The organism is Nocardia sp. NPDC051990 (assembly GCF_040680755.1).
Lineage (GTDB): Bacteria > Actinomycetota > Actinomycetes > Mycobacteriales > Mycobacteriaceae > Nocardia.
Genome location: NZ_JBFAXH010000013.1, coordinates 34,755 through 59,534, shown reverse-complemented (window position 1 = coordinate 59,534; position 24,780 = coordinate 34,755). Strand labels below are relative to the sequence as shown.

Below are 24,780 nucleotides of genomic sequence, written 5' to 3'. Positions count from 1 at the left end.
GGTAGTGGCTGGCAAAAGCCATGAACCACCCTCTGCCCGGGGCAAGGCGATACCTCGCCTTTAAAGTCATCGGCAGCGTGTCAGAGCAGTCGGGTGGTCACGCCACCAGTCGATGCAAGATCATTATCGACCTCCGGCAGGCTCAATACTTCGGGGTCTTCACGCGCACGCGGACACGATGTTCAACACAACCCAGCTGACGATGCTCTTGGATGAACTAGCAAATCTGTCGCCGAGCAACGACAAAGAAGCAGAGATGCTTGTTGTATTGCGCGATGCCGCCGAAGCCGCTATCCGTAGGAATGGGTATCTTTGGTTCAGTGTGGACTGAAGCCGTGAAGGTTTCCGCCATTGCTGCAGCCGGTCCTGCGCGCAGCGCGGCGGCGAATTTGCGCCGTGTGTCCGGCATAATGGCCGACACGGTTGCCCTTGCGAACGGTATTTCGCTCGGTGTCGTACCCCGCGAAGGCCGCATCCACGCGATACATTCCGCCCATGTTGCCTACTAGAACCGCGATCCGTGTGACCTGCGCTATCCTGGTGGCGCTCGCCGCTCCGGCGGCCTCGGCTCCGGCCCTGACTTCGGCGGCCGTCGATGCCGCAGTATGCGGAACGGCGCTGTCCCCGGACGAGCTCCGGACGATCGCCGACCTCTCGGACACGACGACCCTCGCCGGAGATTCCATGCAGCGGTCGGAAATTGCTGTCGATCGGCTGCACCGGATCACCGAAATTTTGGTGTCGCACCGCGATCGACGTGGTCTTTTCCCGCTGGGCTGGGATGCCGTGGAGCAGGTGGCCGTGATGCCGTTGCAGCGTGACCCCGCCGCATTCGCCGACCGCGAATACGCGCACGCCATCAATCTCGAATTGCTGCGCCGCATCCTGGTCAACCTGCATGCCGAATTCACCGGCGGCAGTGTCGAACCGCAGTGGGCGCACTATTTCGAGATGGCGCGGCAGTGCGAAATCTCCGGCGCTCGCGTGGCAATGGCCGGATACAACGGCCAATACACCGTCGATCTCGCGTATTCCGTTGCCGCTGTTGCCACCAAGCCGGAGAACGCACCCGACTACTTCAAGATCATCGACGCGATCTCCTCCACCGGAGACATCATCATCGACCGGACCAACCAGGTCTACAACGCCGATCTCGGCCCGCTGTGGCGGTTCTATTTCATCGGCGAGGGGCTGGACCTGTTGATGGGCAAGGGCGTTGCGACCACGTCAATGCGACGCGCCGTCGACCTCGGCTACAGCGTCATCGTTTTCGACAATGGGCGTGCCCTACAGGATCCCGGCCTGCATACCGCGGCAGAGTCGGAGATCCGGCTGCTGTACGCCACAACCGAATCGGCCTTCGACATGCTGACTCAGCTTCGTGCGCTGTGAGTTTCGTCAGCCACTCTTCGTCAGGACGCCGGTGATACTACCGGTGTTGATCCCTGCACTCCTTTTCGGCATGTGGGGTCCTGGTTCTGATCGCGAACCTGGGCAGCGTCTGATCGCTGATCTCGACACCACGGCGTCGGCCGCTCCACCATCCACCGCGTCATCAGCGGCGACACACCACGTGTCTGATCAAGATCTCTGGATGCACACTCGCGTCGCGGGTCTCGGTCTGCGCGGACGTCTATTCGGGATCTGTCCCATAGATCGAGCGGTACTCCTTGGCGAAGGCGTGGCGGCTGAGCAGGCGCCCGGCGACTCTGGCGGCGAACGGCATATCGGCGAGGAACTTTCGGCGTTCTTGTTGGCGTGCTCGAGATTCACCGGCAGTGATGTGGTCAAGCCGGATACTCCCGACATGGTCGGGGGACGAGCGAAACCGCGACGAAGCGGTCCTGCGCATTGTCCGGCACGACGATGCGGTTGCCACCGGTCACAATCAGTATGAGCAAAACCCACACCCCTGCTGTCACAGTCCGGGACGGACGGCTCAGTTCTGCTCGGCGCAGAGGCTTTCGAGCATGTCGGTGGCCCAGCAGACCTCGACCGCGTCGGGGCCGGCGACACCCATGGCGGCCATTACGGTCAGTAGCATCCCGCTGCCGAGGAAGCGGCACATCTCCGGGACGGATGCGTCGGTGAGTTCCTTGACCACGCGGTAGATGCTGCCGAAGCGGGCGCGGACATCCGGACCGATGGCCGGATCGGAGGCGGCGGCGAAGGACTGCAACAGGACCTGGAGTAGTTCGCGTTCGTTGAGAAACGTCTGGTAGCCCTTGCCGAGCGCGTGCATCTTCTCCTCCCCGGTGGACTCCGGCGTGATGCCCTCGGCCGCGGCCGCGCGGAAGATCTCCTCGATGCGGTCGCACACCTGATGCGTCACGGCCAGGAACAGTTGCTGTTTGGTGCCGAAGAGGCGAATCACATACGGCTGCGAAACACCGGCGCGGCGCGCGATCTCGTCGGTTTTCGTTGCGGCATAACCGGATTCGGCGAAGGCGGTCACGGCCGCGCGCAACACTTCCGCGCTGCGCTCGGATGCGGTCATCCGGGTTCGGGTTGAACTCGCCATCGGTTCTCCACTTCGTCGTCGGCCCGCTCGCCATTGACATGTTATCAGTCGATGCATACTCTTCGGCTGTTAGTTATCAGTCGATTACAACAAAGGCTGGACATGTCCGAGACACTCGCAACCGCCGCCCCGCAGGCGCCCGTCGAACAGCGCGCGGGCGGGCGCGCGCTGGCCGCCGTGCTGGCCGCGGTCGGCATCCCGATGTTCATGGTCACGCTGGACAACCTGGTGGTGACCAATGCGCTGCCGGTGATTCGCACCGAACTCGGTGCCTCCCTCGCCGATCTGCAATGGTTCGTCAGCGCCTACACGCTGTCCTTCGCATCGTTGCTGCTCACCGCCGCGTCCATCGGCGACCGGCTCGGTCGCCGTCGGGTCTTCCTGGCCGGTATCGCGATCTTCACGGCGGCATCGGCGGCCTGCGCGCTGGCCACCGAGCCCTGGATGCTGATCGCGGCCAGGACGATTCAGGGGTTCGGGGCGGCCGCGGTGATGCCGCTTTCGCTGACGCTGCTGTCATCGGCGGTCCCCGAGCAGATGCGCAGCGCCGCCATTGGCATCTGGGGTGGCATCTCCGGCCTCGGTGTCGCACTCGGCCCGCTGATCGGCGGTGCCGTGGTCGAGGGGCTTAGTTGGCAGTGGATCTTCTGGGTGAATGTGCCGATCGGCGTGCTGGTGCTGCCCTTCGCGGCGCGGGTGCTGGCCGAATCGCACGGCCGGGCTAAGCGGCTTGATCCGCTCGGGTTGGTGTTGTCCGCGAGCGGTGTGCTCGCGGTGGTGTGGGGCGTGATCCACGGCGCCGACGACGGCTGGACCTCGATCGGTGTGCTGACCGCGCTGCTCGGCGGCGCGGTGCTGCTCGGCCTGCTGATCGCGTGGGAGTTGCGGACGCCGGATCCGATGTTGCCGCTGCGGTTGTTCCGTTCGCGGGCATTCGGGGTGAGCAATGCGACGTCCTTCGCGTTCTCGGTCGGCGTCTTCGGCTCGGTCTTCCTGCTGGCGCAGTACTTCCAGGTGGTGCAGGGCTTCGGACCGCTGCAATCGGGCATCCGGACGATGCCGTGGACGATGGCGCCGATGGTGGTCGCGCCGCTGGCCGGATTGATCGTGGACCGGGTCGGTGCGCGGAATTTGCTGACAGCCGGACAGGTACTGCTGGCGGCGGCCCTGGCCTGGATGGCGTGGGTGGCCTCGGTCGACGCGAGCTACCTCGCATTCGTCGGACCGTTCCTGCTCGGCGGCATCGGCATGGGGCTGACCTTCGCACCCGGTGCCACCGTGGTGATGGCCAGCGCGAGTCCGGAGGATCGGGCGATGGCCTCGGGTACCAACAGCACGATCCGTGAAGTCGGTGTCGCGATGGGTGTGGCGGTGCTGGCCTCGGTATTCGCCTCGCATGGGTCGTATGTGAATCCGCAGAGCTACGTCGACGGTTTGGTCCCGGCGGTATGGGTCGGTGCGATGATCGTCGCGGTCGGTGCGGTGGCTTCCAGGCTGCTGCCGAGTCGGATCGACGTGGCCGACTGATCACACGCAGCCGCGCTCGCCTCCCGGGGCGGGCGCATTCGCGTGTGTCCATCCGCCCCGGTCTGGCCTGCGAGAACCGCGTGACCAGCCGTCGGCTGGGGCGCGGCACGCCCGCCAGCGGTAATCCGGATGAATCGGCCCTCGCGCATCTAATACGATTCGACCAGGAGCAATGTGGGTCGGCAATACCGCAGACCCGCGAACCGATCCCCAGGGGAGAGACGAACGATCGTGGCCGACGACAACGATGGAGTCGAGAACGCAGCGCTGAGCGAGGAGGCATTGGCCGCCGCCGCGGCGGAGGCCGAGAAGGCGTTTGCGGCGGCCGCTGATCTCGATGCGCTCGCGGTCGCGAAGACCGAGCATCTCGGCGGTAAGGCGGCGCTGGCGTTGGCGCAGCGCGCGCTCGGCAGCCTGCCGAAGTCGGAGAAGGCGGATGCGGGCAAGCGGGTGAATGTCGCGCGGGCGCGGGTATCGGAGGCCTTCGAATCGCGCCGCACGGTATTGCTCGCCGAGCGCGACGCGGCCGTGCTGGTGGCCGAGACGATCGATGTGACGCTGCCCGCGCGCCGGGACGCCATCGGGGCTCGGCATCCGATCACGGTTATTTCCGAGCAGATCGCCGATGTCTTCGTCGCGATGGGGTGGGAGGTCGCCGAGGGGCCCGAGGTCGAGACCGAGCACTTCAACTTCGACGCGCTGAACTTCCTGCCCGACCATCCGGCCCGCACGATGCAGGACACCTTCCATATCGCGCCCGAGGGTTCGCGGCAGGTGCTGCGTACGCACACCTCACCGGTGCAGGTGCGGTCGCTGCTCGAGCGCGAGCTGCCGATCTATGTGGTGTGTCCCGGTCGGACCTTCCGCACCGATGAGCTCGACGCTACCCACACCCCGGTCTTCTCCCAGGTGGAGGGCCTGGCGGTGGACAAGGGCCTGACCATGGCGCATCTGCGTGGCACCCTGGACGCGTTCGCGCGCGCCCTGTTCGGGCCGGATACCCGGACGCGCATGCGCCCCAACTACTTTCCGTTCACCGAGCCATCGGCCGAGGTCGACGTGTGGTTCCCGGACAAGAAGGGCGGCGCGGGCTGGGTCGAATGGGGTGGCTGCGGCATGGTGAACCCGAAGGTGCTGATCGCCAGCGGGATCGATCCCGAGGTATACAGCGGGTTCGCGTTCGGCATGGGGCTGGAGCGGACGTTGCAGTTCCGCAATGGCATCCCGGACATGCGGGACATCGTGGAGGGTGACGTGCGTTTCACACTGCCCTTCGGTATCCGGTCCTGAGCTGTCGATTTCAACGACCCTTCGATCGAGAGAGCGAAACGTCAAGTGCGAGTAGCGCAGTCCTGGCTAACCGAAATCCTGCAGCGGACCACCCCCGACTGGTCGGTGACGCCGGAGGAACTCGATGCCGGATTCGTCCGCGTCGGGCTGGAGGTCGAGGAGGTCGACAAGCTCCAGCGGGTGACCGGTGATATCGATAAGCCGCTGGTGGTCGGTCGCGTCGCCGAGATCACCGAGCTGACCGAGTTCAAGAAGCCGATCCGGTTCTGCAAGGTGGATGTTGGCAATCCCGATCTGCAGGAGATCGTCTGCGGCGCAACGAACTTTGCTGTCGGCGACCTGGTGGTCGTGGTGCTGCCGGGTGGGGTACTGCCCGGCGGCTTCCGGATCTCCTCGCGCAAGACCTATGGGCATGTGTCCAACGGCATGATCTGCTCGGTCGCCGAACTCGGTATCGGCAAGGATCATTCGGGCATTCTGGTGCTCGAGCCGGGCACCGCCGAACCGGGCACCGACGCCAATGAGCTGCTCGGACTCGACGATACGGTCATCGAGCTGAATATCACGCCGGATCGCGGCTACTGTTTCTCGACCCGCGGGCTGGCGCGCGAGCTGGCGTGCGGATTCGATCTCGAATACGCGGATCCGGCCGTGCGGACCCTGCCCGATGACGAGCAGGACGCGTGGCCGGTCCGGCTCGAACCGGAGTCCAAGTGCACCCGTTTCGCGGTGCGCCGGGTCACCGGCATCGACCCGAATGCGGTGAGCCCCTGGTGGTTACAGCGTCGGCTGTTGCTGTCGGGCGTGCGCCCGATTTCGCCCGCGGTGGATGTCACCAACTATGTGATGCTCGAGCTCGGCCAGCCGCTGCACGCCTTCGATGCCGCCAGGCTCACCGGCGGTCTCGTCGTGCGCACCGCCAATAAGGGCGAGACGCTGCGCACGCTGGACGAGGTCGAGCGGGTGCTCGATGCCGAGGATGTGGTGATCGCCGACGACACCGGCGTGGTCTCGCTTGCGGGCGTCATGGGCGGTGCGACAACGGAAGTCGGCGCGGAGTCGACCGATATCGTGCTCGAGGCCGCCACCTGGAATCCGCTGCTGGTCTACCGGACCGCGCGCAGGCACAAGCTGGTCTCCGAGGCCGGTAAGCGCTATGAGCGGGTTGTCGATCCGGAGATCAATGTTGCCGCGCTCGATCGCGCGGCCATGCTATTGGCCGAAATCGCCGGTGGCACTGTAGAATCCGTGCTCACCGATGTGCGGGTACCGGTACCGGCCGCGCCGCCGATCCGGATCGATATCGATCTCGCGGATCGGGTGGCGGGTGTGGTGTATCCGACCGGAACCTCCGCGCGTCGGCTCGCGCAGATCGGCTGCGCGGTCGAGGTGGGCGTCAATGAGATCACCGGGCACGGACAGCTCGTTGTCACGCCGCCGAGCTGGCGGCCCGACCTGGCCCAGCCCGCCGACCTCGTCGAAGAGGTGCTGCGGCTGGAGGGACTGGAGCAGATTCCGTCGGTCATTCCGACCGCGCCGGCCGGGCGCGGGCTGACCGCCGCGCAGCGCCGCCGTCGTGCGGTGAGCCGGGCGCTGGCCTTCGCCGGATGCGTCGAGGTGCCGCCGCCGCTGTTCCTCGCCGCCGGGATTTTCGACATCTGGGGGCTGGACGCCGACGATGCCCGCCGCGACACCACCAGGGTGCTGAACCCGCTCGATGTGGAGCGTGCGGAATTGGCGACCACGGTGCTGCCGGGGCTGCTGGAGGTGGCCGCGCGCAATATCTCTCGTGGTGCGCGGGATCTCGCGATCTTCGGGATCGCGCAGGTGGTGCTGCCCGGTCCGAATGTGCGCGCGGTCGAGGCGCTGCCGGTGGACCGTCGTCCAACCGATGCCCAGATCGAGGAACTGCTCGATTCGCTGCCCGCGCAGCCGGTCCACATCGGTGCGGTACTGACCGGTCGCCGGGAACCGCGCGGGCCGTGGGGTGCCGGGCGTGCGGCGGAGGCCGCCGATGCCTTCGCGCTCGCCGATGCCGTCGGCGATGCGGCGGGCGTGACCATCGAGCGTCGTCCGGCGGCCTACCTGCCGTGGCATCCGGGGCGGTGCGCCGAGCTGGTGGTCGATGGCGAGGTCGTCGGGCACGCTGGCGAATTGCATCCGGCCGTTTTGGAGCGGGCGGGCCTGCCGCCGCGCACCTGCGCCGTCGAAATTGATCTCGATGCGCTGCCGCTGCGCGAATCTCGGCCCGTGCCAGTGGTTTCCCCGTTCCCGGCGGTGCTGCAGGACGTTTCGGTGAGTGTGCCGAAGACCGTGCCCGCCGCCTCGGTGGAGTCCGCGCTGCGCACCGGCGGTGGTGCGTTGCTCGAGGATATCGCGCTGTTCGACGTGTACGAGGGCGCGCAGGCGGGCGAGGGCCGCAAGTCTCTCACCTATGCCCTGCGATTCCGGGCCGGCGACCGGACACTGACCGAGGACGAGGCCAGTGCCGCGCGTGACTCAGCGGTTGCGGCCGCTGCCGATGCGGTCGGCGCGGTATTGCGCGGCTGATGTACTGACTTCGGCCCCGGACGCTGCGTCCGGGGCCGAAGTCGCCACTGGCGAGCCCGGCTGCAATCCGACCTGCGGGAATCCTCAGCGGTCCACTGTGTCTCGCGAACCTTCGTTCATGAGACACAGTGCCGTGCGGCACGTGCACCAGGAGCGGACAAGGCCAGTGCGACTCGACTGGTTGTGTGGTGCTGGTTCGTTGGTCATGTGGTGGAGAGCCAGGTGGCGATGTCGGTGACGACCTGTGGGTCGACGTGCTGGGGTGGAGCGTATTCGGCTGGGGTGGAGAGGCCGGTGCCGGGGAAGAACAGGTGGTTGTCGGCGTCGTAGACGCGGATGGTCACCCTGGGACGGATGTCCAGCCTGGCCCGCGCAACGTCCCTTGGTTGGGTAGGCCAGTAGAAGCCTTGCTGGGGCCGGGTCACCCGGCGGGTGCTGATGAGGGCGGCTGCTGGTGGGGCGGCGGACGAGAGCGGCTAGCGACTCCGGGCCCACAGCCCGTCGTAGAGCAGGGTGAGCAAGCGCTGCCAGTCGCCGCTGTCGGAGCGGATGGTGGCGGACAGGGCGCCGACGATCATGTAAATGTCAGCGACGGTGAGGTCGGCGCGAACGGTGCCGGCGGCACGGTCGGATTCGATGAGTACGTCCAGAATCTCGGCGAGGCGTTCCAGTGCCGGGCCGCGCGGTTCGCTGCCGCGTGAGTGACGGGCGGCTTCGATGGCCGCGGACAGTCCGTGGTCGGCAGCCAGGGTCTCACCGACGTGGGTGAGGTAACGCAGCAGGGCGCGGCCGGGGTCTGCGGGATCGAGACATGCGGTGCGCGCGTACTCCTCGATTTCGGCGAACCGTTGCGCGGCCGCGGCTTCGATCAGGTCGGACCGGGTGGGGAAGTGGCGATACACCGTTCCGATGCCGACGCCCGCGGCACGTGCGACCTCCGGGAGCTGGACCTCGCTTCCATACTGCGCGAACAGGTTTCGCGCGGTCGCCAGGATCCGGTCGCGGTTGCGCGCGGCGTCCTTGCGGCGTGGGCGCGACGGCGATGACGGGCTTGACACTCGGGCTCCCTTCGGTCCTACACTCAAAACGGATCCGGAATCCGGTTCCGTTGCTCTCGGCCGAAAGGTTACCACCATGTCCCACAATCGATTCCTGCTCCTCGACTTCGGCGCCGCCCGCCCCGGCCGCGTGCCCCTGCCGCCGGCTTTCGCCGTCAAGGCCGCCACCGCCGATACCGAGGGGCGCTTCTCCCTGCTGGAAGTCGTTCTCGCCCGCGACATCCCGCGCCACACCCATCACGAGGCCGACGAGGCGATCTATGTCCTCGACGGCATCCTCGAAGTGGAATTCGACGACCGCGTCGTGCACGCCACCGCGGGCATGTTCGTCCTACTCCCGCACGGTATTCCGCACGCGCTGCGCCGAGCCTCCACACCGCCGCCCCGCGTTCTGCAGATCTCGTCGCCCGGTGGCTGGGAGTGCTATCTGGAGGACCTGTTCGAGGCGGGTCCGGCGGTGCTCACCGACGGCGTGCTCGACCCGGTCAAGATCAACCCCATCGCCGCCGGGCATGCGATCCGGTACGAGGAGCCGCTGGTCACCTAGGCCCTACCCTGTAATTCGTTGTGGCAGTGAGTGTTAGCTTCACCGTGTGGTTGGTCGTGGTGAGTTGACTGATCGGGCACGGGCTCGGATCGAGCCCATGCTGCCGGTATCCGGGCGTGGCCGGCGCTGGCGTGATCACCGGCAGGTGATCAACGCGATCCCGTGGAAGCTTCGGACCGGTGCGCCGTGGCGTGACTTGCCCGAAAGGTACGGGCCCTGGAAAACCGCCCACGAACGGCTGCGTATGTGGACCGCGGACGGGACGTGGCAGAAGATCCTCGACCAGGTGATCGTGTGGGACGACTCGATCGGTGAGGTGGAGTGGATCGTCAGTGTGGATTCCACGGTCGTGCGGGCCCACCAGCATGCTGCCGGTGCCCGGAAAAAGGGGGCTCCGTCATGGTTGACGGAGAAGCCCTCGGCCGGTCCCGCGGCGGGCTGGGCATCAAGATCCACCTCGCCGTGGACGGCCGCGGACTGCCGATGCGAGTGCTGCTCACCGGTGGTCAGGCCGGAGACAACCCACAGCTGTTGCCGCTGCTGGACGGCATTCGGGTGGCCCGCACCGGGGCGGGTCGGGCCTGGATCCGGCCCGCGCTGTTGATTGCGGACAAGGCCTACTCGCATCCCTCGACCAGGTCGGCGTTGCGTCGACGGCAGGTCCGGTTCGTCAGCCCGAAACACCCCGACCAGATCGCCCACCGCGCAGCCAAAGGCTCACGCGGCGGGCGGCCACCGGCCTTTGACCGGGATGTCTACCAGTTGTTTTTCGCGCGATTACTACCGGAACCCCGAGCATGCGGGGAATAGTGCGGGGTGTGGGCTGGGTTGCACACGACAGCCGTGTTTTGGGCGGCGGAATTCGGTGCGACGGTGGGAGATTCGATGAGTGTGCGAGCCATCTGGAACGGCACGGTGTTGGCCGAAAGCGATGACACCGTGGTGGTCGAGGGGAATCACTACTTTCCGGCGGGGGTGCTGAAGACGGAGTATTTCCGTGATAGCGATACGCATACCGTGTGCGGGTGGAAGGGGCTCGCGTCCTATTACACGGTCGAGGTCGAGGGGGCGAAGAATCCGGATGCCGCATGGTACTACCCCGATCCGAAGCCGGAGGCCGAGCAGGTGCGCGATCGAGTCGCGTTCTGGAAGGGCGTCGACGTCGTCGAGGTGTAGTGCGTTCGGGGAGTCGGCGGACAGCGGTGGCAGGTTCCGAGTAAGAACGATGGCATGCGACATCCGGCCAGTCCGATCCTCAATGCGCTGACCTTCATGCCCGATCGGCAGATCGTGCAGACGCCGTCGAGCCTCGCGATGGATTACACCGAACTGTGCATCCATACGACCGACGGCGAGACGCTGCAGGGTTGGTGGCTGCCCGCCGCACGCTCGATCGGGCATGTCTTGTTCGCGCACGGCAATGCGGGCAATATCGGCGACCGGGTGCCGATCTACGCGATGCTCACCCGAATCGGTTTGGACGTACTGACTTTCGACTATCGCGGCTATGGCCACAGCACCGGGCGACCCACCGAGCACGGCACTTACCTCGACGCCCACGCGGCCCGGCGGGCGCTGCTGGAACAGCCGGGCGTCGATCCGGATCGCGTGCTCTACCTGGGTAAATCGCTCGGCGGTGGCGTACTGCTAGAACTGGCGATCGAACATCCGCCCACGGGACTGATACTGATGTCCACCTTTACCGGTCTGCGTGATGCGGCTCGCTCGGTATATCCCTTCCTGCCGAGCCCATTCGTCCCGGACGCCTATCCGAGCCTGCGCCGCATCGGCAAGTTGCGCGCACCGGTCTTGATCATGCACGGCGATCAGGACGAACTGCTGCCGCTGCGGCATGCCGAACGGCTGTACGCAGCCGCAGCCGAGCCGAAGCGATTGGTGGTCTTTCCCGGCGGGCGGCACAACGATCTGATCATGTCGACCGGGGTCGATTGGGCGGATTTGATCCGCTCCTGGGCCGGTGATCTGCTCGCCCGCTGATGGCGCTCGTGCGTAGCCTGGCGATATGAGTGATGTGGATGAGATCACCGCGCGGCTCGCGGCACTGTCCGATGACGAACTCTTGGCGGTACTCGGCACGGCCACCGCTGGGCGACCTCGGCTTTCGTGGGTGCACACCGCGGTCGTGCAGGCCATCGGACTCGGTCATGCGGGCTCCGATGTGGCTGTGAGTCCCGACACTGTGACGCCACAATCGCGTGACCAAGAGTCGGGTGGCGGTGCATCCGAGCAGGTCGGGGGCCTTTCTCCGGTACCGGCGGTACCGGTACCGCCGACCGGTATCCCGTCCGGCTCGGAGGCGGGTGGATATTCGTCCGGCGGCGTACCTACTTTTGAATCAGTTCGCGATAAGGTCGAGCAGCGCTTCGGTACCGCGCAGGGGATGGGCGAACTCGACCGGCAGACTCCCGCGGGCCGCAGCGCCGACGAACAATGGGAGGCGCGCGAGAAAGCGGCGCGCGAGCGTCTGGCGCAGATACGGAAATCGTTGCACGGCAACGATGTCGAATCGAACGATCCGTAAGCTGACCGAGCGCGACGGACTGCGGATGTGATGGTGTTATTCGATGAGCGAGCCGCGTGAGATCGCCGAACGGCTACTCGATGCCCAAGTGGAATTCCTGCTGGCCGAGGTGAGCGGTGAGCGCTTCACCGAGGTCGTCGTCGGTGACGTGGAATCGGTGATCGGGGTGGCCGACACCCTCATCTTTCGCGATATCGTGAGCATCGACGAGGCCAAGGAGACGGTCCGCACCGTCATCGACCTGATCGGCGGCAGTCCGGTCATCGCGGATATGGTCGGGGTATTCGCCGACTCGATCTACGACCACATCGCCGCGAACAACGACTACACCCTGGGGCAGGTCGTCGACCGCGAACCGGTCGAGGCGCTGCTGGAGAAGATCTTCGGCATGCATCAGGCGCAGGAGCGGATCCTGGACCGGCTCACCGAGAGTCCGCTGGTCGCGACCGTCGCCTCAAAGTTCGTGGATAAGCTCATCTCCGATTTCATGGACGCGAATAAGCAGCTCGCGGGCAAGATTCCGGGTGTCTCATCGCTGATTTCCATCGGACAATCGGCGGCCAAAACCGCCAAGAAGGCCACCGAGAGCACCTTCATCGGCGATATGGCGGGCAAGGGCGCGGTATTCGCGCTCAAGCGCACCAACAATGCCATCCGGGAGATGTTGCGCGATGCCCCGGTGCACGAGGCCGCGATGGAGTTCTGGGATCTGCACGCCAACGAGCCGGTGAGCGGACTGCGGGATTACCTGACCCAGCAGGATCTGAACGAACTGGTGCTGCTCTGCTACGAGATCGCGGTTACCACCAGGGAGAAGGAGTACTTCGGGCTGCTCGTGGACGAGTGCGTGGATGTCTTCTTCACCAAATACGGCGATTACACACTGGCCGCGATGCTGCCGGAACTCGGTCTGTCCGGGGACGATATCGCCACGGAGATCCTGCGGTACGGCCCTGCCGTCATCGAGGGTGCCAAGCGCAATGGTGTGCTGGGCAAGCTGATTCGGGAGCGGCTGGAGCCGTTCTATACCTCGGATGTGGTGCTCGCAATTCTGGGCGACGTCGCGAGCTGAGTTCTCGGCGTGCGAAATGATCGCTGTTGCGGACTCGCTCGGATATGCCGTTTCCGGGCGGTCGCTGGCTGACCGTCGGACCGGCGTCGCAGCCGGGCATCGAATTCATCCTGGAGAACCCCGGAGATGAACCCGAGCGAGGCCGACGAGGCCCGGCTGGCCAGCGGTGCGCAGGGCACCCTGATCTTCACCACCGAGGCCGTCGACGAGACCTTCGCCCGGCTTGCGTGATGCGGGTGTCGATGTCGATCAGGAGCCGATTACCCAGCTGTACGGCGCACAGCTGCGGTTTCCGTGACCCGTGGGGTAACCCACCTGCGGTTCTCCCAGCTGCTTGGCTGATTCGCCGAGGACCGCCCGAGGCGAATGTCACCGTCAACGGTGTGGCGCGGGGCACTAGGGTCGAAATATGACCCGAGCGCGGATCGAGACGGAACAGGACGCGACCCGGCCACTGCGCGATGACATCCGCTTCCTGGGTGGCGTCCTCGGCGACACCATCCGCGATCACGAGGGCCCCGAGGTCTTCGACCTGATCGAGCGGGTGCGGATCGAGGCGTTCCGGGTGCGGCGCGAGGAGGTCGAGCGCAGCGCGGTGGCGGAGATGCTGGATGGCGTCGATATCGCGGTCGCGTTGCCGTTGATCCGGGCGTTCAGCTATTTCGTGCTATTGGCGAATCTGGCCGAGGATATCCAGCGCGATCGGCGGCGCGCGGCGCATGAGGCGGCGGGGGAACCGCCGCAGGATTCCTCGCTGGCGGCGACCTACCGCAAACTCGACGTGGCGGCCCTCAATGGCGCCGAGGTCGCCGATCTGCTCGCCGACGCCCTGGTATCGCCGGTGATCACCGCACATCCGACCGAAACCCGGCGCCGCACCGTATTCGATGTGCAGACCCGCATCACCGAGTTGATGCGGTTACGGCAGCGCTATACCGAGACCGAGCGGGCGCGTGCCGATCTGGAGCTGCGGATCCGCCGCCAGGTGCTCTCGTTGTGGCGCACTGCGCTGATTCGATTGCAGCGCTTGCGGATTCAGGACGAGATCGCGGTCGGTCTGCGCTACTACGACATCACCCTGTTCGATGTCATTCCGGCGATCAACGCAGAGGTTCGGGCGGCGCTGCGGTCCCGGTGGCCGGGCGCGGAATTGCTGCCGCGGCCGATTCTGCGTCCCGGATCGTGGATCGGTGGCGATCGTGATGGAAACCCTTATGTGACAGCGGATGTCGTGCGTCAGGCCGCGTCGCAGGCGTCGGCGGTGGCGTTCGGCCGGTATCTGCGCGAGCTGGTGGAGCTGGAGAAGTCCCTGTCGCAATCGGCGCGGCTGGTGCGGGTGACACCGGAGGTGGCCGCACTGGCCGATGCCGGTTATCCGGATCCCGCGACGCATGTGGATGAGCCGTATCGCCGTGCACTGCACCGGATTCGGGCGCGCCTGTCGGCATCGGCGGTCGCCGCGCTCGGCGAATTGCCCGCGGACGGGCTGGATATGGGTGCACCGGCCTACCCGACCCCGCAGGCGGTACTCGACGACCTGGATGCGGTCGATGTCTCGATGCGCGCCAGTGGTGACGGTCTGCTCGCCGATAACCGGTTGGCCGCATTGCGGTATGCCGTCGAGACCTTCGGCTTTCATCTGCAGGGCCTGGATATGCGGCAGAACTCGGAGGTGCACGAGCAGGTCGTCGCCGAGCTGCTGGCCTGGGCGGGTGTCCATCAGGACTACGCGAGTCTCGCCGAGCCCGAGCGGGTGGAACTGCTCGCCGCCGAGTTGTGGACCCGCCGTCCGCTGCTCGGCCCGCATGCCCGACTCGGCGAACTCGCGGCGAAGGAACTCGACATCGTCCGTGCCGCACGGGATGCCGTCGTCACCTTCGGGGTCGACGCGGTGCCGAACTACATCATCAGCATGTGCACCTCGGTCAGCGACATGCTGGAGGCGGCATTGCTGCTCAAGGAAGGCGGACTGCTCGATCCCGGCGAGCCGGATGGACCGCCGAGCTGTCCGGTGAATATCGTGCCGCTGTTCGAGACCATCGAGGATCTGGCTGCCGGTGCGGCGACCCTGGCCGCGGTATTGGATGTCCCGGTGTATCGAGAACTGGTGGCCGCCAAGGGAATGCGGCAGGAGGTGATGCTCGGCTACTCCGATTCCAATAAGGATGGTGGGTATCTGGCCGCCAACTGGGCGCTCTACCGTGCCGAGCTGGAACTGGTCGAGGTGGCGCGCAAGACCGGAATTCGCTTGCGACTCTTCCATGGTCGCGGCGGCACGGTCGGTCGCGGTGGCGGGCGCAGCTATGACGCGATTCTCGCCCAGCCGGTCGGCGCCGTGCGGGGTTCGCTGCGGTTGACCGAGCAAGGTGAGGTTATCGCGGCCAAGTACGCGGAATCCGGTGCGGCGCATCGCAATCTGGAATCGTTGATCGCGGGGACCCTGGAATCGACGCTGCTCGATGTGGAGGGGCTTGGTCCCGATGCCGAACCGTCCTATGCGCTCATGGACGATCTGGCGGAGCGCGCCCGTGCCGCGTACGCCCGCCTGGTGCACGAAACACCGGGATTCGTCGAATATTTCCGGCAGTCCACGCCGGTCGCCGAGGTCGGCGATCTGAATATCGGCAGTCGCCCCGCCTCCCGTAAACCGACGAATTCGGTGCGTGATCTGCGGGCCATTCCGTGGGTGATGTCGTGGAGTCAGGCCCGCGTCATGTTGCCGGGCTGGTACGGGACCGGTGCGGCGCTCGAGGAATGGGTCGGCGGTGATCCCAACCGCCTGGCGATCCTGTCCGACCTCTACAACCGCTGGCCGTTCTTCCGTACGGTGCTGTCGAATCTGGCCCAGGTCATGGCCAAGAGCGACCTGGATATCGCGGCCAGATACGCCGAACTCGTCGACGATGTGGCCTTGCGCGAGCACATCTTCGGGATGATCCGCGACGAGCACGACCGCACCATCCGCATGCACGCCGCGATCACGGGCAATGATCACCTGCTCGCCGACAACCCGTCACTGGCGGAGTCGATCCACAACCGGTTCCCCTACCTGGAGCCGTTGAACCAGATGCAGGTCGAGTTGCTGCGACGGCTGCGGGCAGGCGACGATTCCGAACTCGTCAAACGCGGCATTCTGCTGACCATGAACGGACTCGCCACCGCGCTGCGCAACTCCGGTTAGCGCTTACGCCGAGACAATGGCGACCGCATCGATCTCGACCAGCATTTCCTCCCGGGGAAGGCCGGTGAATACCGTTGTGCGGCACGGCAATACATCGCCGGTAGTGTTGGCGCTGACGAATTCGCCGTACGCTTCGTTCATCGTGGCGAAGTCCTCGCGCTTGGTCAGGTAGACGCGCAGCATCACCACATCGTCGAAGCTGGCGCCCAGCCCGGCGTCGGTCCGAATCCCGATGCCGGGCTGGTCGATTCGTGCAGATCAGTCGAAGTTCCGCACGGCGGCGACGCAGCGGTCGGCGTGGGCACGAATGGCCGTGACGAGTTCGGGCGGGCCGCTGAGCAGCGTGAAGTCGATATCGACGGAGGTGATCATCCAGACCAGTGCCTCCGGTGTGTCCGCGCCGACGTGCAGTTGGCAGCTGTGATCGTCGACGGCTTCGATGACGCCCATGCCGGGCCACACGTTCGCCGCAGCGTCCTCGGCGGACCTGTGCAGCAGGGCAATTGCTTGATGTGGCCACGCGCGAGCGGACAGCCGTAGCGAAAGGTGGGCCGCGACATCACCTTCCGGGAGTTCGCGTGGCGTAAAGCGTGGGCCGGTGGGTGTTCGTGGCGCGATCCGGTCGGCTCGGAAGGTGCGCCAGTCACCGCGATCGACATCCCAGGCGACGAGGTACCAGCGCCGGCTGAAGTGCACCAGGCTGTGCGGCTCCACGGTACGACGGGTGGTCGCACCGCTGTGCGCGCGATAGTCGAAACGCAGGCACTCGTGCCGTTGACGGGCCTCGGCGACGGCCATCAACGTATCCGGCTCGACGGTTGCCTCCGCCGTGCCGACCCGGACGGTCGCGCCGCGCAATGTGCGGATCCGGTGGCGCAGGCGGGACGGCAACACCTGCTCGAGTTTGGTGAGCGCGCGCAGCGATGCCTCCTCGATGCCCGCGACGGTGCCGTCGGCGGCGCTGCGCAAGCCGACCGCCACCGCGACGGCTTCCTCGTCGTCGAGCAGCAGCGGCGGCAGGGCGGCCCCGGCACCGAGCCGATAGCCCCCGGTGCCCTGGGTGGCGTGCACCGGGTAGCCGAGTTCACGTAGCCGATCCACATCGCGGCGCACCGTACGGCCGGTGACGCCGAGTCGTTCGGCGAGTTCGGTCCCGGTCCAGTCGCGACGGGTTTGCAGCAGGGTGAGCAGTTTGAGCAGTCGTGCCGAGGTCTCCAACACGAAATCCAGCATGTCAGATGCTTAGGAACGATCCTGTCCTAAGGAGGTCATACCGTCATCTTCGTGAGCACCGAACACGACATTCGCCCCTTCCGTATCGACATCACGCAGGACCGGATCGACGATTTGCACGCCCGGCTGGCGAATACCTCGTGGCCGCCTGCAATCGCCGGCGTCGGTTGGGATAAGGGTGCATCGATCTCGTACATGAAGGACCTCGCCGAGTACTGGAGGTCCGAATACGATTGGCGCGCAGTCGAAGCGCGACTGAACGAGCTGCCGCAGTTCGTCACCGAAATCGATGGGCAGCAGCTGCATTTCCTACACGTCCGCTCGCCAGAACCCGATGCCGTGCCGCTGGTATTGAGCCACGGCTGGCCCGGTTCGTTCATCGAATTCCTCGATGTAATCGGACCTTTGAGCGATCCTCGGGCACACGGCGGTGATCTGGCCGACGCCTTCCATCTGGTCATCCCTTCGTTGCCCGGATTCGCCTTCTCGGCGGCCGGGCCGAAGGTCGGGGACGGTGCCACCGAGCAGTTCGCGCAGGTGGTGGCGAAGTTGATGGCGCGGCTCGGCTACGACCGGTACGGCGCACAAGGCGGCGACGCGGGCTTCTTCGTCTCGACCGAACTGGGTCGGATCGCCACCGACCATGTGCTCGGCATCCACGTGAACGGCCCGATCACGTTGCCGACCTGGACCGATGACGGAACGGAACCGGACTACAGCCCAGCGGATCGGGCGAAGCTGGACAAACTCACCGGAAGCGAGAGCTACACCCGGTACGGCTATGCGATGGTGCAGGCGGGGCGTCCGCAAACCTTGGCGATCGGTATGCACGATTCGCCTGCCGGGCTGCTGTCCTGGATCGTCGATATCTTTCAGCGCTGGACCAATCCCGCGGTCGAGTTGCCCGATGACGCGGTGGATCGCGACGCGCTGCTGACCAATGTCAGCCTCTATTGGTTCACCGGGACCTTCGTCTCCTCGATCCGGTTGTACGGGGAGGGGGATTCGTGGGGTATGCCGCCGCGGAACTCTGGCGTGCCCACTGCGGCAGCGGTATTCGCCGGTGACAACTCCATTCGCGTGCTTGCCGAGCAGCAGCACAACATCGTGCGCTGGACCGAATACGACCGGGGTGGTCACTTCGCGGCCATGGAAGCACCGGAACTGCTGATCAGCGATGTGCGCGCATTCTTCCGCTCGCTGCGCTGAGTCGGCACCGGGTGTGCGGGCTCACGGGGTGCGGTAGCGCTCGGCCATCGCGAAGGCCGTCGTGGCGAGCCGGTCGCGGAATTCGGGCGGGTCCAGGACCTCGCAGAATTCGCCGAGCGGCAGGATCGTACTAGCCAGCACCTCGTAGGACTCCGAGGGAATGGTCACCTCGACCCAACCCTCGGCGTCCGGTTCGGTTGCCGATGCCATTGCTTCGGCGACCGCGGCGGGCTCGTTCATCAACCGGAGCAGCCGCAGCTGGGCGGCCGCGATCCGGCAGCGAGCCCGCACGCGCAGCATCGATCGGGCGAAATCGTCGGCGGCTGCCGACCAATGCGCAGCGAGGTTGAAATCATCTGGGCGCGTGAAGGATTCGCCGATCTGTTCCGCCGATGCGATCCGGCTGACGCGATAGGAGCGGATGGCCGATCGGTCACGTGCGACGAGATACCAAGTCCCGGCCTTCAGTACGAGGCCAAGCGGATCAAGGCGGCGTTCGACGGTGCGATCCTTGCGCTGATAACGGATATCCAGTCGCCGGTCGTGCCATAGCGCATCGGCAATCGTTGCCAGCGTTGGTGTTTCGTCGGGGCGATGGAACCAGCCCGGTGCGTCCACATGGACGCGCTCCGCGATTCGTGTTGCCCGGCCGCGCAATTCGGGTGGCAGCGCGGCCAGCATCTTGAGTTGTGCGGTCGCCAGCACCGTGCCGAGTCCGAGATCGGCGGCGGCCGCGGGTTGTCCGGCGAGCAGCACCGCATCGGCTTCCTCGGTGGTGAGACCGGTCAACCGGGTGCGGTACCCGTCGACCAGTCGCACTCCGCCGTTCCGGCCCGGTTCGCTGTAGATCGGCACACCCGCCGCGGACAGGGCCTCGATATCGCGATACACCGTCCGCACCGACACCTCCAGCTCGCGCGCCAGCTCCCGTCCGGTGGTCTGGCCGCGGGTCTGCAGCAGTAACAACAGCTGCACCAATCGACTCGCTCGCATGAATCCGAGATTAGCCATAGAACTTGACAGAAGATGTCAGGTCTAGCTCATACCGTCGTGCGCATGACCACATGGAGTCAGTTCACCGAAGAAGCGCCACGCATCGCCACCGTGTTCACGCGCCGGCACCAGGCCACCGGCAACCTCTGCATGCTCGGGACGCTGCGCTCCGACGGTTTCCCGCGCATCAGCCCCGTCGAACCGCGGATTTTCGAGGGCATGCTGGTGATCGTTGGCATGCCGAACACCACCAAGTTCAACGATCTCGCCCGTGACCCGCGGTTCTGCCTGCACACCGCGACCGTCGACACGCAGGTCGGCGACGGTGACGCGAAGCTCTTCGGCACCGCCGCCGACCTTCCGGACAAGCAAGTGCACGCCCGCTTCACCCAGCAACTGTTCGACGAAACCGGATTCGATATCCGCGACCGGGACTTCGACCACTTCTACACCGCTGAGCTGACCGGCGCCTCCACCGTCGAGGTCATCGACGATCACCTCGATATCACTATTTGGAAGCCGGGACAGGGGGAGCGAGTGGTGCGCAAGCACTGAGCGATCGCGGGTTGTCAGCGGTGATCATGCCGAGCAGTTCGGTGGTGATCACCGCCGGATCGATCAACGCGTGTGATGGGCCGCCATATGCGCTCCCATCACCTCGGCCTGCACGGGATCGTCGTGGCGATGCGCCCAGCCGCCGTGGCGGAAACTGTCCCGGGTGTCCTCATCGGCCCGGCCGGGGGACTGCATGACGCCGTCCAGCGTCAGGTGCTCGACCGCGATGATCTTGCTCATGGGGATTCCTTTCTGTTCAGCCGGTCGGTTACCGGCTGCACCACCTACACGAACGGCCCCAGCGCCGATCGACATCGCGCACAGAAATTTCTTCGAGTCGGATACTTCGGTGCCGGCCGAAATGACCCGGCGCGATCATGGTGTGGTGCACACCCGAGGAGCCGAGCTGGCCGGACTTGCCACCCTGCTGGCCGATCGCACCCGCGCCGATATGTGCCTGGCCCTGGTCGACGGTCGGGCCTGGACCGCGGGCGAGCTGGCCCGCCACGCCGGGGTCGCGCCATCCACCGCGACCGAGCATCTGAACCGGCTGTTCGACGGCGGTCTGCTCATCGAACGTCGTCAGGGCAGGCATCGCTATGTGCAGTTGGCGAGTCCGCAGGTCGCCGAGTTATTGGAGACCATGGTCGCCCACCTGGAACCGGCCAGCCCCGAATCCACGACACTGCGCGCGTCCACCGCGACGGCGGCCCTGGCCCGCGGCCGGACCTGCTACGACCACCTCGCGGGCCGGCTCGGCGTCGCGATCACCGATGCCATGACCGAGCATGAACTGCTCGATGTCGACGGCGGCTTCGCCCTCACCGAGGCGGGCTTGGTCTGGCTGACGGGGCCGATGGGCATCGAGGCGAACGCACTGCGCACTCGCCGCCCGATTACCCGCCCGTGCCTCGACTGGACCGAACGCCGCACTCACCTCGGCGGTGCCGCGGGCGCACAGTTGTGCCGCCGGCTACAGGCACTGGATTGGGTCCGACGTATCGGATCCGGCCGCGCCGTCCGCCTCACACCGAAGGGTGAGATCGGTCTGCGTGCGGCGCTCGGTATCGATCCAGCGACGCTCGTCTGACAAAGCTTTGCGCGGCATTCGGCGCGCCGAACCGGATCGAGTGTCGAATCTCATCGACGCGATTGAGGCGCGACCTTCCCGGGTATCACTGCCCGTGCGATCGGGAACGGCCTGGTGAGGTGGGGTGAAAGCGACAGAGTGACACCCCGTCCATGAATGGGCTTGCATAATCGTGCATAATCATCACATGGTTGATTCGTCGGGCAGCTCGGTCTTGCGGGCTGCGGTGGCCGGTGCCAGTGGATACGCCGGCGGTGAGGTGCTGCGTCTATTGCTCGGTCATCCGGCCTACCGCGACGGACGCCTCGTCATCGGTGCGCTGACCGCGGGCTCGAATGCGGGCAGCACGCTGGGGGAGCTCCAGCCGCATCTGCTGCCGCTCGCCGATCGCGTGCTCGCCCCGACCACGGTCGACGAGCTGGCCGGCCACGACATCGTCTTCCTCGGTCTGCCGCACGGGCAGTCCGCCGCCATCGCACAGCAGCTGCCGGAGTCGACGGTGATCATCGACTGCGGCGCCGACTTCCGGCTGACCGATGCGGCGGCCTGGGAGAAGTACTACGGCACCACCCACGCCGGCAGCTGGCCTTACGGCCTGCCGGAACTGCCGGGCGGGCGCGAACGGCTGCGCGGCGCCAATCGGATCGCGGTTCCCGGTTGCTATCCCACGGTCGCCAGCCTCGCGCTGGCACCGGCGATCGCGGCCGGAATCATCGAACCGACGGTGAATGTGGTTGCGGTGAGTGGTACTTCGGGCGCGGGCCGCAAACTCGACGTCGGCCTGCTCGGCTCCGAGGTCATGGGTTCGGTGCGGGCCTACGGCATCGCCGGCGCCCACCGGCACACCCCGGAGATCGCGCAGAACCTGCGGGCCGCCGGTACTACCGAGGTCGCCGTATCGTTCACCCCCGTGCTGGCGCCGATGCCGCGGGGCATCCTCGCGACCTGCACCGCCCCGACCCGGGTCGACGCCGCGCAGGCACGCGCGGTCTATGAAAAGGCTTACGCCGACGAACCATTCGTGCGCCTGCTGCCGGAAGGCACACTGCCGCAGACGGGTTCGGTGCTCGGCTCCAATGTCGTCACCCTCCAGGTCGCGGTGGATGCCGATGCCGGGCTGCTCGTCGTGATCGGCGCGATCGACAACCTGACCAAAGGCACCGCGGGCGCCGCGGTCCAATCCATGAATCTGGCGGTCGGATTCGACGAGACCGCAGGACTTTCCACCGTAGGAGTGGCACCGTGACGACGATCGAACCCCCGGCAGGCAAGCTGGTCCGGAGCCAGGGCGTGACCGCACCGCTCGGCTTCCGGGCGGCGGGCATCGCCGCGGGCATCAAGGCCAGCGGAAAACCCGATCTGGCACTGGTATTCAACGAAGGGCCGGAATACGCCGCCGCGGGTGTGTTCACCCGCAACCAGGTGAAGGCCGCGCCGGTGCTGTGGTCGCAGCAGGTGCTCACCGGTGGCCGGTTGCGCGCCGTGATCCTGAATTCCGGTGGGGCCAATGCCTGTACCGGTCCGGGCGGATTCCAGGACACTCACCGGACCGCCGAGGAATTGGCCAAGGCACTGAGTAATTGGGGCACCGAAACCGGCGCGGGCGAAATCGCGGTCTGTTCAACCGGTTTGATCGGCGACCGGCTGCCGATGGACAAGGTCGTCCCGGCGGTCACCGAGATCGTGCACGAAATGGCCGGCGGGCTGTCCGGCGGACTCGATGCCGCCCACGCGATCATGACCACGGACACTGTGCCCAAGGAAGCGGCCTTCCACCACCGCGACAAGTGGAACGTCGGCGGCATGGCCAAGGGGGCGGGCATGCTCGCGCCGTCGCTGGCGACCATGCTGGTGGTACTGACCACCGATGCCGCCGCGAGCGCCGAACAATTGGATCGCGCACTGCGCAACGCGACTCGGCTCACCTTCGAACGGCTCGATGTCGACGGCTCCTGCTCCACCAATGACACTGTGCTGCTGCTCGCCAACGGGGCGAGCGAGGTCACGCCGACACAGGAGGAACTGGATGCGGCCGTGCTCGCGGTCTGCGACGATCTGGCTGCCCAACTGATGGCCGACGCCGAGGGCGTGACCAAGCGGGTGCGGATCACCGTCGCCGGTGCGCTCTCCGAGGACGAGGCGCTGATCGCGGCCCGCGCCGTGGCCCGCGACAGTCTGGTCAAGACCGCGCTGTTCGGTTCCGACCCGAACTGGGGCCGGGTGCTCGCCGCCGTCGGCATCGCCCCGATCACCCTGGATCCGAACCGGATCTCGGTGTCGTTCAACGGGAATCCGGTCTGCGTCGACAGTGTCGGCGCGCCGGGCGCGCGCGAGGTCGATCTATCCGGCGCCGATATCGAGGTGCGGATCGAACTGAATGTCGGTGCCGGCACTGCCACCGTGCGGACCACCGACCTGTCGCACGGCTATGTCGAAGAGAATTCGGCTTACAGCTCATGACCAGCGACGTGGTGCAGGAACTTTCGGCATTGGACAAGGCACACGTCCTCGCCGACGCATTGCCGTGGCTGCAGAAGTTCCGCGACAAGATCGTGGTCGTCAAATACGGCGGCAACGCGATGATCGATGCGGAACTCAAACAGGCATTCGCCGCCGATATGGCGTTCCTGCGCACCGTCGGCGTGCATCCGGTGGTGGTGCACGGCGGCGGACCGCAGATCAGCGCGATGCTGAAAAAGCTGGGTCTGCAAGGCGAATTCCGCGGCGGCTTCCGCGTCACCACACCCGAGGTGATGGATGTGGTGCGGATGGTGCTGTTCGGTCAGGTCGGCCGGGAACTGGTCGGGCTGATCAATGCGCACGGTCCGTACGCGGTGGGCATCTCCGGTGAGGACGCACGGCTGTTCACCGCGACCCGGCGCACCGTCGATGTCGACGGCGAGGCCACCGATATCGGTCTGGTCGGCGATGTCACCGAGGTGAATGCCGACGCGGTGCTCGACCTGATCGGCGCGGGGCGCATTCCGGTGGTCTCCACCATCGCGCCGGACGCGGACGGCGTGGTGCACAATATCAATGCCGACACCGCCGCCGCCGCACTTGCCGAGGGCATCGGCGCGGAAAAACTGGTGATCCTGACCGACGTCGAGGGCCTGTACACCAACTGGCCGGACCGTTCGTCGCTCACCTCGCGCATCGATGCGGCCGAACTGGCCGAGTTGCTCCCGCGACTGGACGCGGGCATGGTGCCCAAGATGGAAGCCTGCCTGCGCGCCGTGCAGGGTGGGGTGCCGACCGCCCATGTCATCGACGGTCGCGTCCCGCATTCGGTGCTGTTGGAACTGTTCACCGGAGAAGGAATCGGAACGATGGTGACGTCCACCCCGCTCCCGAGCGCGGCGGACACACTGAACGGAACGAGAATATGAGCGAGCGAACAATCAACACAGCC

Annotated in this window: 24 protein-coding genes and 2 pseudogenes; 19 read left to right on the top strand and 7 right to left on the bottom strand. The window is 66.2% G+C overall.

Features of this window, described 5'->3' with window-relative positions:
- Nucleotides 1–178: 178 nt before the first annotated feature.
- Together AB0L63_RS22470 and AB0L63_RS22465 are read left to right on the top strand one after the other, a co-directional pair.
- Nucleotides 179–331, top strand: a complete 153-nt coding sequence (locus AB0L63_RS22470) for a hypothetical protein (protein ID WP_364504130.1) — start codon at nt 179–181, stop codon at nt 329–331.
- A 164-nt stretch (nt 332–495) separates the two neighbouring features.
- Nucleotides 496–1,392 carry a DUF5995 family protein gene (locus AB0L63_RS22465; RefSeq protein WP_364504127.1) on the top strand — a complete coding sequence of 299 codons (897 nt, stop codon included), beginning with the start codon at nt 496–498 and terminating at the stop codon, nt 1,390–1,392.
- A gap of 547 nt (nt 1,393–1,939) precedes the next feature.
- On the opposite strand, the gene AB0L63_RS22460 is transcribed toward AB0L63_RS22465, so the two are convergent.
- Nucleotides 1,940–2,497 carry a helix-turn-helix domain-containing protein gene (locus AB0L63_RS22460; protein WP_364504125.1) on the bottom strand — a complete coding sequence of 186 codons (558 nt, stop codon included), beginning with the start codon at nt 2,495–2,497 and terminating at the stop codon, nt 1,940–1,942.
- 126 nt (nt 2,498–2,623) lie between these two features.
- Here AB0L63_RS22460 and AB0L63_RS22455 point away from each other — a divergent pair, with 126 nt between their 5' ends.
- The 3 genes from AB0L63_RS22455 to pheT all read left to right on the top strand — a co-directional run bounded on the left by AB0L63_RS22455 (nt 2,624) and on the right by pheT (nt 7,888).
- Complete coding sequence (locus AB0L63_RS22455) at nt 2,624–4,048, top strand: MFS transporter (protein WP_364504123.1); 1,425 nt, start codon at nt 2,624–2,626, stop codon at nt 4,046–4,048.
- A gap of 231 nt (nt 4,049–4,279) precedes the next feature.
- Nucleotides 4,280–5,338, top strand: a complete 1,059-nt coding sequence (gene pheS / locus AB0L63_RS22450; RefSeq protein WP_364504120.1) for a phenylalanine--tRNA ligase subunit alpha — start codon at nt 4,280–4,282, stop codon at nt 5,336–5,338.
- Between the two features lie 45 nt (nt 5,339–5,383).
- Nucleotides 5,384–7,888 carry a phenylalanine--tRNA ligase subunit beta gene (pheT, locus tag AB0L63_RS22445; protein WP_364504118.1) on the top strand — a complete coding sequence of 835 codons (2,505 nt, stop codon included), beginning with the start codon at nt 5,384–5,386 and terminating at the stop codon, nt 7,886–7,888.
- A 203-nt stretch (nt 7,889–8,091) separates the two neighbouring features.
- On the opposite strand, the gene AB0L63_RS22440 is transcribed toward pheT, so the two are convergent.
- Together AB0L63_RS22440 and AB0L63_RS22435 are read right to left on the bottom strand one after the other, a co-directional pair.
- Nucleotides 8,092–8,313 carry a hypothetical protein gene (locus AB0L63_RS22440; RefSeq protein ID WP_364504116.1) on the bottom strand — a complete coding sequence of 74 codons (222 nt, stop codon included), beginning with the start codon at nt 8,311–8,313 and terminating at the stop codon, nt 8,092–8,094.
- A gap of 51 nt (nt 8,314–8,364) precedes the next feature.
- Nucleotides 8,365–8,946 carry a helix-turn-helix domain-containing protein gene (locus AB0L63_RS22435; RefSeq protein ID WP_364504114.1) on the bottom strand — a complete coding sequence of 194 codons (582 nt, stop codon included), beginning with the start codon at nt 8,944–8,946 and terminating at the stop codon, nt 8,365–8,367.
- 76 nt (nt 8,947–9,022) lie between these two features.
- On the opposite strand from AB0L63_RS22435, the gene AB0L63_RS22430 reads away from it, so the two are divergent.
- From AB0L63_RS22430 to ppc, 8 genes and pseudogenes are all read left to right on the top strand, one after another.
- On the top strand, nt 9,023–9,493 hold the full coding sequence (locus AB0L63_RS22430) for a cupin domain-containing protein (protein ID WP_364504111.1): 471 nt from the start codon (nt 9,023–9,025) through the stop codon (nt 9,491–9,493).
- Nucleotides 9,494–9,539: 46 nt separating this feature from the next.
- Nucleotides 9,540–9,878: pseudogene (locus AB0L63_RS22425) on the top strand (IS5 family transposase); the annotation flags it as partial.
- A 14-nt stretch (nt 9,879–9,892) separates the two neighbouring features.
- Entirely contained in the window at nt 9,893–10,303 is a 411-nt protein-coding gene (locus AB0L63_RS22420; RefSeq protein WP_364504106.1) for a transposase, read from the top strand.
- Nucleotides 10,304–10,378: 75 nt separating this feature from the next.
- The gene (locus AB0L63_RS22415) at nt 10,379–10,669 is read left to right on the top strand and encodes a DUF427 domain-containing protein (protein ID WP_364504103.1); all 291 of its coding nucleotides are present in this window, start codon (nt 10,379–10,381) and stop codon (nt 10,667–10,669) included.
- Nucleotides 10,670–10,723: 54 nt separating this feature from the next.
- Nucleotides 10,724–11,491, top strand: coding sequence for an alpha/beta hydrolase (locus AB0L63_RS22410; protein WP_364504100.1), 768 nt, complete (start codon nt 10,724–10,726; stop codon nt 11,489–11,491).
- Between the two features lie 25 nt (nt 11,492–11,516).
- Nucleotides 11,517–12,035 carry a hypothetical protein gene (locus tag AB0L63_RS22405; RefSeq protein ID WP_364504097.1) on the top strand — a complete coding sequence of 173 codons (519 nt, stop codon included), beginning with the start codon at nt 11,517–11,519 and terminating at the stop codon, nt 12,033–12,035.
- Nucleotides 12,036–12,078: 43 nt separating this feature from the next.
- Nucleotides 12,079–13,107 carry a hypothetical protein gene (locus AB0L63_RS22400; protein WP_364504094.1) on the top strand — a complete coding sequence of 343 codons (1,029 nt, stop codon included), beginning with the start codon at nt 12,079–12,081 and terminating at the stop codon, nt 13,105–13,107.
- A 409-nt stretch (nt 13,108–13,516) separates the two neighbouring features.
- Nucleotides 13,517–16,288 carry a phosphoenolpyruvate carboxylase gene (gene ppc / locus AB0L63_RS22395; RefSeq protein WP_364504091.1) on the top strand — a complete coding sequence of 924 codons (2,772 nt, stop codon included), beginning with the start codon at nt 13,517–13,519 and terminating at the stop codon, nt 16,286–16,288.
- 3 nt (nt 16,289–16,291) lie between these two features.
- On the opposite strand, the pseudogene AB0L63_RS22390 reads toward ppc, so the two are convergent.
- Both AB0L63_RS22390 and AB0L63_RS22385 read right to left on the bottom strand, forming a co-directional pair.
- Nucleotides 16,292–16,504: pseudogene (locus tag AB0L63_RS22390) on the bottom strand (RidA family protein); the annotation flags it as partial.
- 42 nt (nt 16,505–16,546) lie between these two features.
- Nucleotides 16,547–17,509, bottom strand: coding sequence for a WYL domain-containing protein (locus AB0L63_RS22385; protein ID WP_364504421.1), 963 nt, complete (start codon nt 17,507–17,509; stop codon nt 16,547–16,549).
- 63 nt (nt 17,510–17,572) lie between these two features.
- On the opposite strand from AB0L63_RS22385, the gene AB0L63_RS22380 reads away from it, so the two are divergent.
- Entirely contained in the window at nt 17,573–18,730 is a 1,158-nt protein-coding gene (locus AB0L63_RS22380; protein ID WP_364504088.1) for an epoxide hydrolase family protein, read from the top strand.
- A 21-nt stretch (nt 18,731–18,751) separates the two neighbouring features.
- Here AB0L63_RS22380 and AB0L63_RS22375 read toward each other — a convergent pair whose 3' ends face one another.
- Nucleotides 18,752–19,723 (bottom strand): YafY family protein, encoded by a 972-nt coding sequence (locus tag AB0L63_RS22375; protein ID WP_364504085.1) that lies wholly within the window; start codon nt 19,721–19,723, stop codon nt 18,752–18,754.
- Between the two features lie 63 nt (nt 19,724–19,786).
- On the opposite strand from AB0L63_RS22375, the gene AB0L63_RS22370 reads away from it, so the two are divergent.
- Nucleotides 19,787–20,278 carry a pyridoxamine 5'-phosphate oxidase family protein gene (locus tag AB0L63_RS22370; RefSeq protein ID WP_364504082.1) on the top strand — a complete coding sequence of 164 codons (492 nt, stop codon included), beginning with the start codon at nt 19,787–19,789 and terminating at the stop codon, nt 20,276–20,278.
- 63 nt (nt 20,279–20,341) lie between these two features.
- On the opposite strand, the gene AB0L63_RS22365 is transcribed toward AB0L63_RS22370, so the two are convergent.
- Nucleotides 20,342–20,518 (bottom strand): hypothetical protein, encoded by a 177-nt coding sequence (locus AB0L63_RS22365; protein WP_364504079.1) that lies wholly within the window; start codon nt 20,516–20,518, stop codon nt 20,342–20,344.
- Between the two features lie 109 nt (nt 20,519–20,627).
- Here AB0L63_RS22365 and AB0L63_RS22360 point away from each other — a divergent pair, with 109 nt between their 5' ends.
- The 4 genes from AB0L63_RS22360 (at nt 20,628) to argB (ending at nt 24,757) form a co-directional block, all read left to right on the top strand.
- Nucleotides 20,628–21,368: a winged helix-turn-helix domain-containing protein gene (locus AB0L63_RS22360; protein ID WP_364504076.1), complete on the top strand. Its 741-nt coding sequence runs from the start codon at nt 20,628–20,630 to the stop codon at nt 21,366–21,368.
- 187 nt (nt 21,369–21,555) lie between these two features.
- A complete protein-coding gene (argC, locus tag AB0L63_RS22355) occupies nt 21,556–22,614 on the top strand; it encodes an N-acetyl-gamma-glutamyl-phosphate reductase (RefSeq protein ID WP_364504073.1) in 1,059 nt (352 codons plus the stop codon).
- A complete protein-coding gene (argJ, locus tag AB0L63_RS22350; protein ID WP_364504070.1) occupies nt 22,611–23,828 on the top strand; it encodes a bifunctional glutamate N-acetyltransferase/amino-acid acetyltransferase ArgJ in 1,218 nt (405 codons plus the stop codon). The genes argC and argJ overlap by 4 nt, the downstream gene beginning before the upstream one ends.
- A complete protein-coding gene (gene argB / locus AB0L63_RS22345) occupies nt 23,825–24,757 on the top strand; it encodes an acetylglutamate kinase (protein WP_364504067.1) in 933 nt (310 codons plus the stop codon). Before argJ ends, argB begins: the two co-directional genes overlap by 4 nt.
- Nucleotides 24,758–24,780: the final 23 nt, after the last annotated feature.